The organism is Streptomyces sp. NPDC088733 (genome assembly GCF_044751185.1).
In the GTDB taxonomy this organism is placed as follows: domain Bacteria; phylum Actinomycetota; class Actinomycetes; order Streptomycetales; family Streptomycetaceae; genus Actinacidiphila.
The window spans coordinates 14,563-28,086 of the sequence record NZ_JBIVLH010000002.1; the positions used below are offsets into that span (position 1 = coordinate 14,563).

The 13,524-nt window shown below is 70.5% G+C and carries 12 protein-coding genes; 5 read left to right on the plus strand and 7 right to left on the minus strand.

From position 1 onward, the window contains the following. Positions 1–102 precede the first annotated feature (102 nt). The 6 genes from ACIP64_RS03430 to ACIP64_RS03455 form a co-directional block, all read right to left on the minus strand. Positions 103–915 (minus strand): IclR family transcriptional regulator, encoded by an 813-nt coding sequence (locus ACIP64_RS03430; protein ID WP_401581224.1) that lies wholly within the window; start codon positions 913–915, stop codon positions 103–105. Positions 916–942: 27 nt separating this feature from the next. After that, entirely contained in the window at positions 943–1,413 is a 471-nt protein-coding gene (locus ACIP64_RS03435; RefSeq protein WP_401581227.1) for a VOC family protein, read from the minus strand. A 77-nt stretch (positions 1,414–1,490) separates the two neighbouring features. After that, complete coding sequence (locus tag ACIP64_RS03440; RefSeq protein ID WP_401581230.1) at positions 1,491–3,110, minus strand: AMP-binding protein; 1,620 nt, start codon at positions 3,108–3,110, stop codon at positions 1,491–1,493. Beyond that, complete coding sequence (locus ACIP64_RS03445) at positions 3,092–4,546, minus strand: aldehyde dehydrogenase family protein (RefSeq protein ID WP_401581232.1); 1,455 nt, start codon at positions 4,544–4,546, stop codon at positions 3,092–3,094. The genes ACIP64_RS03440 and ACIP64_RS03445 overlap by 19 nt, the downstream gene beginning before the upstream one ends. 25 nt (positions 4,547–4,571) lie before the next feature. Next, positions 4,572–5,459, minus strand: a complete 888-nt coding sequence (locus ACIP64_RS03450; protein ID WP_401581235.1) for an LLM class F420-dependent oxidoreductase — start codon at positions 5,457–5,459, stop codon at positions 4,572–4,574. Between the two features lie 29 nt (positions 5,460–5,488). Continuing rightward, positions 5,489–6,682 carry a CaiB/BaiF CoA transferase family protein gene (locus ACIP64_RS03455; RefSeq protein WP_401581238.1) on the minus strand — a complete coding sequence of 398 codons (1,194 nt, stop codon included), beginning with the start codon at positions 6,680–6,682 and terminating at the stop codon, positions 5,489–5,491. Between the two features lie 647 nt (positions 6,683–7,329). Between ACIP64_RS03455 and ACIP64_RS03460 the strand changes: the two genes are divergently transcribed. Both ACIP64_RS03460 and ACIP64_RS03465 read left to right on the plus strand, forming a co-directional pair. Next, positions 7,330–8,088 carry an SDR family NAD(P)-dependent oxidoreductase gene (locus tag ACIP64_RS03460; RefSeq protein ID WP_401581241.1) on the plus strand — a complete coding sequence of 253 codons (759 nt, stop codon included), beginning with the start codon at positions 7,330–7,332 and terminating at the stop codon, positions 8,086–8,088. 131 nt (positions 8,089–8,219) lie between these two features. Further along, on the plus strand, positions 8,220–9,098 hold the full coding sequence (locus ACIP64_RS03465) for an ABC transporter substrate-binding protein (protein ID WP_401581243.1): 879 nt from the start codon (positions 8,220–8,222) through the stop codon (positions 9,096–9,098). Between the two features lie 138 nt (positions 9,099–9,236). Here ACIP64_RS03465 and ACIP64_RS03470 read toward each other — a convergent pair whose 3' ends face one another. Then, positions 9,237–9,836, minus strand: a complete 600-nt coding sequence (locus ACIP64_RS03470; protein ID WP_401581246.1) for a DUF308 domain-containing protein — start codon at positions 9,834–9,836, stop codon at positions 9,237–9,239. A 188-nt stretch (positions 9,837–10,024) separates the two neighbouring features. Between ACIP64_RS03470 and ACIP64_RS03475 the strand changes: the two genes are divergently transcribed. The 3 genes from ACIP64_RS03475 (at position 10,025) to ACIP64_RS03485 (ending at position 13,495) form a co-directional block, all read left to right on the plus strand. Beyond that, complete coding sequence (locus tag ACIP64_RS03475) at positions 10,025–11,209, plus strand: sensor histidine kinase (protein ID WP_401581248.1); 1,185 nt, start codon at positions 10,025–10,027, stop codon at positions 11,207–11,209. Beyond that, a complete protein-coding gene (locus ACIP64_RS03480; RefSeq protein ID WP_401581250.1) occupies positions 11,206–11,865 on the plus strand; it encodes a response regulator in 660 nt (219 codons plus the stop codon). The genes ACIP64_RS03475 and ACIP64_RS03480 overlap by 4 nt, the downstream gene beginning before the upstream one ends. A 337-nt stretch (positions 11,866–12,202) precedes the next feature. Next, complete coding sequence (locus tag ACIP64_RS03485) at positions 12,203–13,495, plus strand: cytochrome P450 (RefSeq protein ID WP_401581253.1); 1,293 nt, start codon at positions 12,203–12,205, stop codon at positions 13,493–13,495. Positions 13,496–13,524: the final 29 nt, after the last annotated feature.

Genomic DNA, 13,524 nt, shown 5'->3' on the forward strand with positions numbered 1-13,524 from the left:
AACCATCCCGGCCCGGCAGCGAACGATCCGCATGAGGGCAGGGTCGGGCGGCCCGGCGCGGCTGCGCCGGGCAGGTGAGGTCGAACGGGGTTCAGGCGGCGCTCAGCCGGCGACGTCCTCCGAACCGACGACGGGGTAGTCGGCCGGGACCTGTCCACCGCTGCGAGCGGTGATGGCCCGGGCCGCTGCCACCAGGTCCGGCGCCAACTCCTCCACGTCCCGCGGTGTGAGGTCCGCGCCGATGCCGAGCAGGGTGATCAGGAGACACGGGTATCCGTCACGGTCGAAGACGGGGAAGCCCACGACGTTGAGCTCGGGCCGGTACTCACCGAAGACGGCGCCGAAGCCGAGGGCGCGGATCTCCTCGCCCCCCGGGTCGCCTGCCGGCTCGGCAGCGCCTGCGCCCGGGTGCCAGGCGGCGGTGATCCGGCTGAGCAGGGGCGCGTCCCGGCCGAAGCGGGAGCCGATCTCGATGGTGGTCTTGATGGCCTTGCGGCTCTCCATCTTGGCGATCGCGGTGAAGTGCCCGTCGGGCATCGGCTGGATCGCGAGGCAGGCCAGGCGGGTCCGCTCGGCCAGTCGCTCCATGTACGGCCGTGCCTCGGTGACCGGCGTGGTGCGGGTGACCGCCGCGATACCGTACTCCACGAGCAGCGGCCCGAGGTTGTACCGACGGGTGTCGGGGTCGTAGCTGATCAGGCCCTCGGCCACCATCGTCCGGATCAGGTTGGACGCCGTGCTCTTGGCGAGCCCGCAGCGGTTGGCGAGCTCCGTGAGCGTGGCGCCGCCGGCGCTCTGGACCAGGGTGTCCAGTACGCGAACGGTACGCGACACCGCCGGCACGAGGACTCCGCCCTGCTCGCCCGCATCGTCGTCCCGGGGCGCGCCATGCTGCTGGGATGGGCCGATCGCCACGTCTGCCTGCCTTCCGGTCGGGGTGTTTCACCCGACCGTAGCGGCATCCCCCACCAGCTCGACGAAGTGGAACAGAGTGCCGTCGGGGTCGCGGGCGAACAGCAGCTTCCAGCCGTTGACTCCGTCGGGGCCCATGACGGTCTGCGGGGTGTGCAGGAACTCGACGCCCAGCGCGTTCAGCCGGTCGTACTCGGCCTGGATGTCGTCGGTCAGGATCGAGAAACGGCACAGCCCGGGGTGGACGAGATCGGTGGTCGCCCGGCCGCCCGCCTCGATGTCGCGCCACTCGATGACGTCCAGCAGCGCCTCGTCCGGAGAGTCGTTCAGCCGCAGGTGCGCGAAGCGCAGCTTGCCGGCCCCCTCGACCATGAAAGCGCGCGCCAGGTTGGCGTCCTCGACTTCCTTGTCCTGCACGACCTGGAAGCCGATGTGCCGGTAGAAGTCGATCGAACGGTCCATGTCGGTGACGTTGATGCCGACGTGCCAGAACCTTCTCATGATGGTTCCTCCCATGGATGAGTGATGTGGGGCCGGGATCCGGATGCACCCGTCTCCCGGACGGTGGTGGTCGTGTGTCAGTGCGTGGGCGAGGTCAGCCGGCGTCTGAGCAGCTTCCCGGTCTCGGTCCTCGGCAGGGCCGCCACCACTTCGAACGCGCGGGGTCTGGCGTGCGGTCCGACGGACGCCGCCACCAGGTCGCACAGCTCCGCCCGCAGGGATGCGTCGAGTTCGGCGGGTACGCCGTCCACGAGTCGGAGGAAGACCTTCACGTGCTGGCCGATCTTGTCGTCCGGCACTCCGACCGCGGCGGCTTCGGCAACGAGCGCGTGCTTCAGCACGGCGTCCTCGATCTCGGACGGTCCGATCCGGTAGCCGCGGCTCTTGATGACGTCGTCGGCACGGCCGAGGTACTCCAGTCGCCGCCCGTACGCGCGCCGCGCCAGATCACCCGTGCGGTGCCAGGCGTCGGCGGGCGGCAGCGGGCGTTCCGTCTCCGCGTCCCACACCCCCAGCATGGCGACGGGATCCGGCAGTCCCACGGCGATCTCACCCGTCTCGCCGGGGCCGACCTCCTGGCCGCTGTCGTCGAGGAGTGCGATCCGGTGCCCGGGATAGGGGGCTCCCATGGTGTCGTCGTCGACCGTGCCGAGGACCCCCGAGTCACCGATGAGGGCGTTCGCCTCGGTCTGTCCGTACGCCTTGTTGACCGCCCGGGCCAGATGCCGCCGTGCCCAGGCCGTCTCGGAGCGCCCGGCCGGCTCACCGCCGGTGACGACGGCACGCAACCGGCGTTCCGGCGCCCTGTCGTTGGCCTGGAGCAGACGCAGGACCGACGGTGGCAGGAACGCGGTGGTGACGCCGCAGCGCGCGAAGAGGTCGAGAGTGGCATCCGGGTCGAAGCGTGCCTGCCGGTGCGCGACCACCGGGACGCCGAAGGCCCACGGGACCAGAAGCCCCAGCAGGAGGCCGCCGATCCAACCCCAGTCCGCCGTCCCGTAGTAGACGTCCCCCGCCTCGAAGAACTCGAACGCGCAGTCCACTCCCGCGTGGCCGAGCAGCACCTGGTGACCGTGGACGATGCCCTTGGGCGGGCCGCTGGTCCCGGAGGTGTACAGCAGCAGCGCCGGGCGCGAGGGGCCCCCGGGGTACGGCGCGCCGAACTCCGCGTCGCCCGGCTGTCCCGCGATGCCCCGGCCCCCGGCGCCGTCGACGGTCAGCACGACGCGGTCCTCGACGTCGCATCCGGTCGCCCTCAGCCGGTCCAGCCCGGCCCCGTCGGAGACCAGTACCTTCGCACCCGAGTCGCCGAGGCGGTGCGCCACGGAGGTGCCGGTCAGGAGCCGCGGGATCGGAAGCAGGACCGCCCCTGCGGCCAGCACCCCGAAGACCACCTCCGCGGCGGCCGGCGAGGGGTCGAGGTACAGGGCGACGCGGTCGCCCGGCCGGACGCCGTGCGCGCGCAGGACACCTCCGATCCGCAGCGCGGCGCGCTGCACCTCGCCGAAGGTGATGCGTTCCGGCGCGTGCGGTGCGGCCGTGAGGAGCGCCACGGCGTCCGGATCCTGCGCGAAGAGCGCGTCGTGGGTGATCGAGTAGTCCGGCGCCGGTGACCACCGTGGCACGCCGCGCAGTTCCCGCAGTCGTGAAACGGTGCGCACACCCGCGGAGTCCGGCGCTAGTCGAGGCGCGCCCATACGCTCTTCTCCTTCGTGAAGCTCTCGATCGCGCTCTGGCCCAGATCGCTGCCGTATCCGCTGTCCCGGAAGCCGCGGTACGGGGAGGCGGGGTTGAGCACGCCCCAGCTGTTGATCCAGACGTTCCCGGCGTCCAAGGCCCCCGCGAAGCGCAGCGCCCGTCCGACGTCGCGGGTGAAGATCCCCGCGGCAAGGCCGTACATCGTGTCGTTCGCCACGGAGAGCGCCTGCTCCTCGCCCTCGAACGGCAGCACTGCGAGGACGGGTCCGAAGATCTCCTCACGGGCTATCCGCATGTCCGGCGTCACGTCCGTGAACAACGCCGGCTGGTAGTAGAAGCCGCGGCCCGGCTCGTCCTCGGGGTGTCGCGCGCTTCCCGCCGCCAGGAGCGCGCCCTCTTCGACGCCGGAGGTGACGTACGAGTGGACCGAGCGGCGCTGCTGGGCGCTGATGAGGGGACCGATCTCCGTCTCCGGGTCGAGCGGGTCACCGACCTTGGCCGACTCGACGCGGGCTCTGACCAGTTCGACGACCTCGTCGTGGATCGGCCGCTCGACCAGGAGCCGGCTGGGAGCGGTGCACGTCTGACCCTGGTTGCCGTACATGGCCTGGAAGACCACGTCGGCCACCGCCTTGGGGGAGGCGTCGGCGAAGGCGACCATGGCCGACTTCCCGCCGAGCTCCAGCGAGGAGGTGACGAGCCGTTCGGCGGCCATGCGGCCGATCTCCTGACCGACCTCGGTGGACCCGGTGAAGGTGATCTTGCCGACGCGCGGGTGCTGGACGAGCGCGTTCCCGGCCACCGAGCCCCGGCCGGGCAGGACGTTGACGACTCCGGGCGGGATACCGGCCTCAAGAGCCAGCTCCCCCAGGGCGACCGAGACCAGTGGCGCCAGCTGAGCGGGCTTGAGGACGATGGCGTTGCCTGTCGCCAGTGCCGGTGCGATCTTCCAGACCGACTGCACGGCAGGGAAGTTCCACGGCGTGATGGCGCCGACCACGCCGATCGGCTCCCGCTGCGTCCAGTTGAGGAAGCGGCCGGGCGCCGGCGTGGTCCGCCCCTCGATCTTCGTGACCAGACCGGCGAAGTACTCCAGGGTCTCGATCATGATGGGAAGGTCGATCGAGCGGGACTCGCGGATGGGCTTGCCCATGTCCCGCGTCTGCAGGTCGGCGAGCTTGTCCTTGTTCGTTTCGACCAGTGCCGCCAGGCGCAGCATCAGGCGGGTCCGCTGGGACGGCCGGAGCCGCTGCCACGCCTTGGCACCTTTGCGCGCGGCTTCGACGGCGCGGCCGACGTCGTCGACGGTGGCCTCGGCGACAGCCGCGATGCGGCTGCCGTCGGCGGGATTGACGGTGTCGAATGTCGCCCCGGTCGAGGCGTCTGTGAGCTGGTCACCGATGACCAGCGGAACACTGGGGGTCAGGGCACGCATGATCGATATCGCTTTCGCTCGGGCGTCAGGGAAGGCGGTGAGCGGTCGGCAGGACGGCCTCGGCGAGCGCCTGGAGCTCTTCCATCGCGGACTCGAGCGTCGCGTGCTCGAACGAGGTGTCGCAGACGAAGTGGGTGACACCGAGATCGGCGTAGGCCTCGATGGTCTCCGCGTTGTAGGGCGCCTTGCGCAGCGGGCGCGCCGTCAGGGTGATCTCGCTCATGTCCCGGCCCGCCCGCTCCATGTACGCGCGGAGGGTGGCGAGGTGGGCCGCATACTCCTCGGGACCGATCGCCAGCGGGTGCCAGCCGTCGCCGATGGCGGCGATCCGCCGGAACGACGCCTCGCTGTACCCGGCGAACCAGATCGGGATGGTGCCGCGCACGGGCTTGGGGTACATCTTGAAGTCGTGCAGGTTGTAGAACTCGCCGTCGAAGTCGACCTCGTCGTCGGTCCACATCTGCCGCATCGCGTTGACCATCTCGGTCACGCGACGCCCCCGGTCCTTGAAGGGCGCTCCCAGGGCCGCGAACTGCTCCTTCATCCATCCCACGCCGATCGCGACCGACAGCCGGCCCTTCGACAGGACGTCGATGCTCACCAACGTCTTCGACGTCTGCACCAGCGGCCGCCAAGGGAGGATCAGGCAGGACGTGCCGAGTTCGACGGTCTCCGTCGCGGCCGCAGCCCAGGTCAGTGCCGTCAGGCAGTCCAGGTACGGCGTCTCGGGCTCCCAGAGGAACTTGCCGTCCTCGGTGTAGGGGTACGGCGTGTCCACCTTCGTCGGCAGGGCCACGTGATCAGTCATGAACAGCGAGTCGAACCCGATCTTCTCCGCGTACCGCGAGACCTCGCTGATCGCGTCCGGTCCGGCCCACGGACCGGCGCCGGGGATCCTGATGCCAACCTTCATGGTGCTGCTCCTTCGGGGAAGTGGCTGAATCAGCGGACGACACGTGCGGCCGTCAGCCGCGCGATGTCCTCGTCGTCGTGTCCGAGCTCTTTCAGCAGCTCGGCTGTGTGTTCGCCCAGCGATGTCGGCGGCCGCTCCACCCGACCGGGGGTCGCCGACAGCTTGATGGGGACGCCCGGCACCCGGAGCGGGCCGAGGGTTTCGTGCGCGATGTCGACCACTAGGTCCAGCGCACGGATCTGGGGATGGACCACGGCCTCGTCGTACGCCAGGACCGGGGCGCAGATGACGTCCCGTTCGGTGAGCAGTTCGACGGCGTCGTCGCGGTCGCGCGCGGCGAACCAGGGGGCCAGCGCCGCGTCGATCTCCTCACGATGGGAGAGCCGGCTCGCGGCATCGGCGAACCGCGCGTCGTCGAGCAACCGCTCGGCGTCCACGGCACGCGCCAGCCTGTCGAAGTGGCGGTCGTTGAAGGCCACCACGTGCACGGCTCCGCCGTCGCGCGTCCGGTAGGCGTTGTACGGAGCGTAGAAGTTGCTGGCGTTGCCGACGCGCGACTGCACGTGATCGGCCAGCAAGTACTGGCCCAGCCAGGGCGTTTGCAGGTGGAACAGTGAGCCGACGAGCGACACCGACCCGTGCTGGCCGACTCCGGTGCGCTGCTTCGCCAGGAGTGCGACCAGCGCCGCGACGGCGACAAGGAAGCCGGATGCGCTGTCGGCGATCGGCGGGCCGGCCTTGACGGGGGCTCCCTGGGGTTCACCCGTCGCCTGCATCATCCCGGTGAGAGCCTGGGCCACGGGATCCAGGGCCGGCCGCCCGGCCAGCGGCCCGCTCTCGCCGTAGCCGCTGACGCTGAGGCAGATCAGGTGGGGGTGACGCTCCTGGAGGTCCTCGGGAGTCAGGCCGAACCGCTCACGCGCGCCGGGCAGCATGTTCTCGATCAGCACGTCCGCGCCGGCGCACAGCTCGTGGAAGAGTTCCCGGCCCTTCTCGGTCCGCAGATCGAGCGCGATCGCCCGCTTGTTCCGGTTGACGCCCGAGTACACCCCGCTCATGCCGTCGCGACCGGGCCCGAAACTCCGGGACTCGTCACCCGCGATGGGCTCCACCTTGACGACGTCGGCACCGAAGTCCGCCAGGATCGACGCCCCCAGCGGACCGGCCACCATCGTGGCGGCGTCGATCACCCGCGTTCCCGCCAAAGCCTGCGTCTGAACCATCACACGACCGTTCTGTTCATTATCTCGAACTCGCATCGGGATTATGAACGACTGTAGGCAGGGGTCGCACCACCGTCAAGACCCGATCACCGGCACTCTCGAGCTGCACGCGTTGCAGAAAGCAGGCGTTGACGGTGCAATACCGGTGGGATGCGCACATGAGGCAGAACACTCTGCGGGCCGGCGGAGCAGCGCACACGTAGCGCGGAGTGCCACGGCCGAGACCGCGCAGGGACACCGTCAGGTTGCGCGGACCCGGCGACGCGCCATCACGTCGGACTCGACGACGGGCCGATCGGCGCGGCTCAGTTCGTCCCGGTACGACCTGATGTGATGCTACGTCAGTGAGGGAAGCGACGGCTGGACACGGTGATCCACCGGCGGCTCGAGGCACTGTTCGGGACGGACACCGGCGAGGGCTGCTTCGGATGCCCGCCCGTGCCGTTCGGATCACACGGTGGAAAGGCGTCCACCCTGCAACCGTCCGGCAAACGGGACCGGACCGCAGCGGGCTGCGGCGACCGTCGACTCTCCTGCCTCCAGAGGGCGATCCGCGCCCGGGCATCCCGTAACCGCCGCATCACCGGCGACGAACACCCCGGGGCGATCGTTCCGACGACCCCCGACGACGAGGAGGAACCGAGCCCATGGCTGGAGCAACCGGCAGGGTGGCGTTGGTGACGGGGGCCAGCAGCGGGATCGGCGCGGCCACCGCGCGCCTCCTGGCCGCGCGGGGAATGCGCGTGGTCGTCAACTACCTCCGAAGCGCCCAGGCGGCTGATGATGTCGTGGCGGAGATCGCGGCCGCGGGCGGCCGGGCCATGGCCGTGCAGGCCGACGTGCGCGAGGTCGCGGCCGTCCAGGGCATGGTGGAACAGGTCCGGGCGGCGTGGGGCGGCGTCGACGTGCTCGTGCACAACGCGCTCATCCCGTACGTAGTGACGTCGTTCCGGGAGATGACGTGGGAGGAGTTGGGCGGCAAGCTCGACGCCGAGATGCACGCCGCGTTCACGGTCACGAAGGCCGTCCTGCCCTCCATGACCCAACAGGGGTGGGGACGCATCGTCTACCTCGGCACCGGCCTCAGCCGCCGGCCGCGGGAGGGCATGATCGCACTCGGCACGGCCAAGGCCGCACTGGAACAGTTCGCCCGCTACCTCGCTCAGGAACTGGGACCGCAGGGCATCACGGTCAACGTCGTCGCGCCCGGCCCCGTGGAGGACACCCGCGTCTCCGCGGACGTACTGGACGACGCGCTCAAGCAGCGGCAGGTGGCCGCCACCCCCTTGGGCCGCCTCGCGCGCCCGGCGGACGTCGCCCAAGCGGTCGCCTTCTACACCGCTGAAGACAACGCCTTCATGACCGGCACCACCGCCGAGGTCAACGGCGGCCTCTCCATGCACTGACGCCGCCCCCCGTGCTCGGGGCCGCCGGTACCGGCCCCGCGCAGGCACGCCCACCGGCGCCTCGACAGCGGGCCCGCAGTCCTCGCAACTCCGTGGGCAAAAGACGGCGAAGCGACCAGAGAGGGAACCTCATGCACACCATCGATCTCGCCTACGTCGGACGCGGCCTGCACGAGGAACTGGCCGCCTACATCGCCGACCAGCACGGCTACTACGCCGAGGAGGACGTCCACGTCGCGCTGCACGACGGCTGCGCCTGGGACGAACAGCGGCTGCGCCGCTGCGCCACCATCGGGCTCGGCCGCGCACTGCTGGCCCGGCTGACCGACGGGACACCCTGGGTCGCACTCAACGTCAACACCGACCGCCCGCTGTTCTGGTTCCTGGCCCGCCCCGGCATGACGTCCCTGACCGACCTGGCCGGCCGGCGGCTGGCCGTGCACGCCCCGCACACCGCGCCCGGCTGTTTCACCCGCATCGTGCTGCGCAGGGCCGGTCTCGACCCGGACCGTGACATCCACACCGTCGTCCGCCCGCCCGGCGACTACGGTATGGACGTGCGACGCCTGCGCGACGGCGACCTCGACGCCGCCGTCGTCGGGAGCACGATGGCACCGGAGGCGGTGGCCGCCGAGAACGGCTGGAACGTACTGGCCTGGATCGGTGACCACTTCCGGATCCCCACCGTGGGCGTCGCCGTCGACCCCACGTTCAACGACCCCGACGATCCCGCGGTCCAGGCGCTCGTACGGGCCCACCGGCGCGCCCTGCAGGTGATCCGGAACGACCCTGACACCACGGTGCGACACATGAGGACCTTCCTCGGCGGTCAGACCGAGGACGAGACCCGAGCCCACTACGAGGCTTTCGTCGCTCCGTACTTTGCGACCGGCGGCCAGGCCGACCTGTCCGTCGGCGCTGACGCGGTCGCCACGGTCGCCGGGGAACTCGGCGTTCCCATCGGCGTTGCTGCGGACGACTTCTACCGCACCGCACACATCAGGTCGTGACGAGGCCTCACGCCGACGGCCTGTCACAGTACGGTTTGCCCCTGCGAACCGGCCGCGGGTGGCGTTGGACGGAGCGGCCGCCGGATGACAGGGCGAGGCGGCCGAGCGGGACGGTCACTCGGGCTGCTCCGGCGGTGGTCAGCGGCTCTCACGTCGGCCGCGGATGCTGAGGGCGACGACGGAGACCAGGAACCAGAAGGCACCGAAGGCCGAGTATCCGGCGACGGTGGACAGGCTGCTCGTCGCGGAGGCGGACGTGGCGGCGACGGTGGCGCCGGCGAGCACGGACTGTCCACCACTGATGATCATGGGCCACTGGGCGCCCACGGTGCGCCGGCGCCGGATCGCCACGACGAGCTGGACGGCACCGGAAAGCAGGGCCCAGACGCCGAACACGAGCAGGGCTGACGCGACGGTGGAGAACACGGCGATGATCATTGCTGCGGTCGTAGCCAGGCCGAGACCCACGTTGACGGTACTCACGGGGTTCCCGGTGCCGGTGCCGGCCAGACGACGCTCAAGGAGTGTGGCGACGGCGTCCCACAGGGGGTAGACGACGAGCAGCACTGCCGCGATCAGTGTGGGCTTGTCCGTCGACACGAGTGAGGCGGAGGTCGTGAAGAGAAGTGCCACCCAGACAAGGGAGAAGGCGACTCGGATCAGGTGGAGCGATCGGAGCCCGGAGGTCGTCGTCGTGGCCGTGGCCGAAGTGGCCGAGGTTGCGGTGGTCTGAGTCATCGGGTGTCCCGTTATGATCGTGACGGTGTGAGACGGTCGCCTCGATGAGGAGTCTCAGGCGCCTCGGGAGGCACCGCGTACTTCGAACGAAGTAGTTCTGCCGTCCGCGTCGACGGCATGTGCCCTGCCGTCCCGATGTACATCGTTCGAAGTACACGACCGCCGCACACGTGGACGAGAATCGGCTCATGGACACGGCGCGGAACAGTCAGGACGGGCTCACGGCACCGCTGTGGGTCCGCCGCCCCGAGGTGCCGCACCGGGTCGCCTACACGCTGGCCGCCCTGGTGTTCACCGGCCAGATCGTGGCGGCGGTCCTGAGGGGTTCGGACTGGCCGACGGTCCTCTCCGTGCTCCTCGCCGGCGCGGGCGTCACCCTCTCGTGGTGGAAGCCGTGGGCAGGACTGGTCCTCACGAGCGCGGCGTCCTTCGCCGTCACAGCAGTGGGCCACGACCCCTTCTCGGTGTGGATGATGGCGGTGCTCGTACTGTTCTCGGTCACCCTCCGGGGAAAGCAGCCGCTGGCCGCCACCGGCATCGTGGCGGCATTCTTCCTCGGAGCGTTCATGACATTCGGAGGATTCCGTGGCGGCGCGGTCGTGGGAGCCGCCGCCTTCTTCTCGGCTGTGGGAGGAGGCGCGACGGGGGCCGCGCTCCGCATCCATCGGGACCACTGGTGGACCCTGGAGGAACGGGCCGAGAGCGCCATCGCCACCCGCGAGAGCGAAGCCACCCGGCGCGTGACCGAAGAACGGCTCCGCATCGCCCGCGACCTCCACGATGTCATCGGCCACCAGGTCGCGATGCTGAGCCTGCACCTCGGTGCGGCGGAAATCGGGCTGCCCGAAGACGCCGAGTCCTCCCGGCAGGCCCTCGTCTCCGCCAGGTCCAGCGCCCGCACCGTCATCCTCGAAACGCAACGCATCCTCGCGCTCCTCCGCCTCGGCGACGACGTCCCCGACGGCGAGGCACTGCGGCCGACCCCTGCGCTCAGCGGCCTGGAAGGGCTCATCGCCTCTTTCGAGAGCATCGGCCTCGACATCCGGTCCTCCATCGACATTCCCGCCGGCTTCGTGGAGCCCAGTGTCGGCGTGACGGTCTACCGCGTCGTTCAGGAAGCACTCACGAATGCCTACCGGCACGGTGAGGGGACGGCGACGGTGGATGTGGGCGAGCGCGACGGCAGGATCTGCGTCACCGTGGAGAACCGCGTCGGTCCCTCACTCCGCGGCTCCGGGCCGGGCAGCGGGCTCGGACTCGTGGGGATGCGCGAACGCGTCGAGTCCTCCAGCGGGCGGCTGACGATCGACAGTCACGACGGGCGATTCCGGATCCACGCGGAGTTCAGCCCCCTGGGAGCCGTCGTCCGATGACGCGCATCCTCATCGTCGACGACCAGGACGACATCAGGGCCGGCATCCGGACGATGCTCGGGCTCGACCCGGGTCTCGTTGTCGTGGGTGACCTCTCGGATGGACTCCAGGTCGTCCCCTTCCTCCGGGAGCACCCCGTCGACCTGGTCCTGATGGACATCCGGATGCCCGGCATCGACGGTGTCGAGGCCACCCGCCGGATCCGCGCGGAGCATCCGCCCGAGAAGACGCGGGTGATCGTGCTGACCACGTTCGACCAGGACGACATCGTCCTCGCGGCCCTGCGCGCGGGCGCCAACGGTTTCCTGAGCAAGACCGTGAGCCCCGCTGAACTCGTCGCCGGAATCGCCGAGGTCGTCGGTGGAGGCGGTGCGCTGTCGGCCGCCGCGACGGCCGCGCTCATCGGCCACATGACCCACAGCCCGCCCCCGGTGATCGACAAGGAACTCCTGCGGCGCTTCGACGCTCTGACACCCAGGGAACGTGACGTGGTCGTCCTCGTCGCGAGCGGTCTCGGCAACGACGAGATCGCGGCCCAGCTGTCCGTGTCGCCGTTCACCGTGAAGACGCACGCGGTGCGGGCGATGACGAAGGTCGGCGCACGTGATCGGGCGCAGCTGGTCTCGTTCGCCTTCCGGGCCGGCCTCTACCCCTGAGCCCTGAAGGCGGACCGGGCGTCGGCAGGCTGCGGGGCCGGCCCGCAGGCACGCGCCTTGAATCCATGTGGCATATGCGGAAAAATTGGACGTACGGCACATGGTGCCGAAGGCAAGTGAGAGGAGTGCCTCATGATCGCCAAGCTGCTCGCGAAGTTGTCCTTCACCCGCAACTACGGTGCGTACGGGGCCCACGACTGGGGCACGCACACCGGCGACGACAGGGTGTGACCACATGGTCGGCGGGCGCCCCCGGGCTCCCGTCGGCTCGTGACCACGCTGCCGACGACACAGGCCTGACCGCTCCAAGAAGTCAGGGGCCGATCCCATGGGCCGTGTGAACGAGCCGCCGCGGCTGCCCGGAGGCAGCTTCGCGGCCTGGAGCCGCGACCGACTCGAACTGGCGCGCCGCGGCGCCGACGAGTGCGGGGACGTCTGGCAGCTCGAGTCGGGTGTCTACGTAGCCGCTACGGCCGGGGTGTGCGAAGCGGTCCTGCACCGCTCTCAGGATTTCCCCAAGCCGTCCTCGCCCCTCTTCCCGTCGTTGAAGCGGGCCGGCGGAGCGCCGATGCCCGAGGAACGCGCGCACGCTCGTGCTGCCCGCATGCGCGGACTGCGCCCGCAGGCCGTCGCGGCCCGGGTCGGTGAGATCGCGCCCGGGACCGCTCGTTTTGCCGACCAGTGGCCCACGGACCGGGACGTCGAGATTCTGCCCCTGGTCCGGCCCGTCCTGGCGGAGATCGGCGTGCGCTACCTCTTCTCCGAGGACGCTCCCGCCCTGCTGCCCTTCGCCTGGCAGCTCTTCGTCGCCCGGGAGGTGCTCGTACGTCCCTCCCGCTGGGTATGGCCGCGCTGGGTCCCCACACCGGCGCGGCGGTTCCGCACACGACGGCAAATCGCCTTCACCGACGCCTTGCGGCCCGTCGTCCGCCGGCGCCGTTCATCGGACCGGCCCGGTGACGACGTGCTGGGACAGATGCTCCGGCCTTCCGCCCGCTACGGCCCGCTGTCCGAAGAGGTCATCCTCGACACCCTCCCCGGGATCACCGTCGCCACCTTCGAGACACCCTCCCGGGCGGCCGGATGGATCCTGCTCCACCTGGCCCGATACCCCCAGGCCGCGGACCGCGTCGCGGCCGAGGCCGCCCTCCTGCCCGCCGACCCGGCCACGACGACCAGCACCCACCTCGAGAACCTGCGGTACACCCAGGCGGTGGTACGCGAAGTGCTCCGGCTGCACCCCCCGAGCTGGCTGCTCACCCGGCGCGCCCCGCGACAAACTCAGCTCGCCGACTACACCATCGACGCCGGGTCCACCGTGCTCGTCTGCCCCTACACCGCCCACCGCGATGCACGGGAACACCCCGAACCCGACCGGTTCCGGCCCGAACGCTGGCTCGACGATTCGGGCTCGTCGGCGAAACCCGGGGTCTTCCTCGGCTTCGGCACCGGGCCGCACGGCTGTGAGGGAGCCGCTCTGGCCATGGCCGTGCTCACGCTCCTGACCGCGCAGACAGCCCGCCGCTACCACGTGAGCGAGCCGCCCGGCACGGAACCCGGCTACCGGGTCACCACCTTCGAAGGTCTCGCGACCGCCGGCCTGCACCTGCGTGCCACCGTGCGCGGCTGAGGGCAGTCCTGCTCTCGGTGGCAGGCCGT